This window comes from Oleiphilus sp. HI0123 (assembly GCF_001635315.1).
The window spans coordinates 1-1,217 of the sequence record NZ_LWGE01000237.1 but is presented as its reverse complement, the minus strand read 5'-3'; the positions used below and the strand labels follow the sequence as shown (position 1 = coordinate 1,217).

The 1,217-nt window shown below is 43.7% G+C and carries 2 protein-coding genes; both read right to left on the bottom strand.

Annotated elements, in window-relative coordinates:
- Positions 1–25: 25 nt before the first annotated feature.
- Positions 26–313 (bottom strand): hypothetical protein, encoded by a 288-nt coding sequence (locus A3761_RS02335; RefSeq protein WP_068511245.1) that lies wholly within the window; start codon positions 311–313, stop codon positions 26–28.
- Between the two features lie 49 nt (positions 314–362).
- Entirely contained in the window at positions 363–1,028 is a 666-nt protein-coding gene (locus tag A3761_RS02330; RefSeq protein ID WP_068511247.1) for an SDR family oxidoreductase, read from the bottom strand.
- Positions 1,029–1,217: the final 189 nt, after the last annotated feature.

Sequence of the window (1,217 nt, the reverse complement as noted above, 5' to 3'; positions counted from 1 at the left end):
TCACCAGATCAAGCTCTACGATAAACTAAAGATTGAGCTCACCGAAACTCTTATTGAAGTCCCTTAACTGATCATCTCCCCGGTCATACTCCGCCTGCCATAAAAGATCTTTATAATCTGATAGGACACGCTCTATAGATCGACTTAACTCATCGAAGTCTCCGTCCGCGACATAGATGGCCGCACGTACAATTCGATTTGTTACACGCCAATTTGTTTTAACAAACAAGGCCTCAATTTCATCTTTGGCCAGCAACCACTGCTTGCCAAAATCTCGCTCTAACTTATTTTGAATATCACCCAACAACTGCATTTCCACCTCACGAGGTTTGATTAAAAAGTGTCAGTTAAACCTCACTTAGCTACCAAGGCAGAACATCCCCATTTGAATGCCAGAACGTACCAGTATTCGTAAGATTCAACTCATCTACTCTCTGAGCTAAACGCTCAGCAGCTTGATCAGGGGTAATGTCGCCATAGCCTCCTATCATTTCAGTACCCACTAGACCCGGGTGGAAGACTCCGACAGCAATACCTTGATCTTCTAGATCCATCGCGAGAGAAACTGAGGCGATATTTAAGGCACACTTAGACATGCGGTAGCCATAGCGACCGCCACTGCTATTATCAGCTATGGATCCCATTCTACTGGTGATGATGGCAACCTTACCACCACTATCCAAATTGCCGAGAAGCGCCTCTGTTACTCGCAAGGGGCCTAATGCATTCACGCGAAACTGCTCTTCGAGCTGATCATAGTCGATATGCCCCAATACCTCATCTCGAAGAATTCCGGCGTTATTAATAAGAAGGTCTAATTTCACACCTTGAAGCTCAACACCTAGTCTAGCCACATCCTCTGCTTTGCTGACATCGATTCCTGCGATTATCTGGCACCCCAACGACAACAACTCTTCACTAGCTTCACGACAGACGGCATACACCGAGTAACCTTTAAACTTATAGTACTGACAGAAAGACAAGCCAATACCACGATTTGCTCCGGTTACAAGTATATTTTTTGACATGATATCTCCTACGAAATCTATTGGTGAAGCCGATAATAATATATAGAATATAACGTTATCGATTTATCTAAGGAGATGCAATGAGTCACGAAGCAACTAAAGCTTTACTCAGCATGCAACATCATAAGTTAGTATTACCTGAGCATATGAACCACCAAAGCTCCTTGTTTGGTGGCAACTTGCTGATGT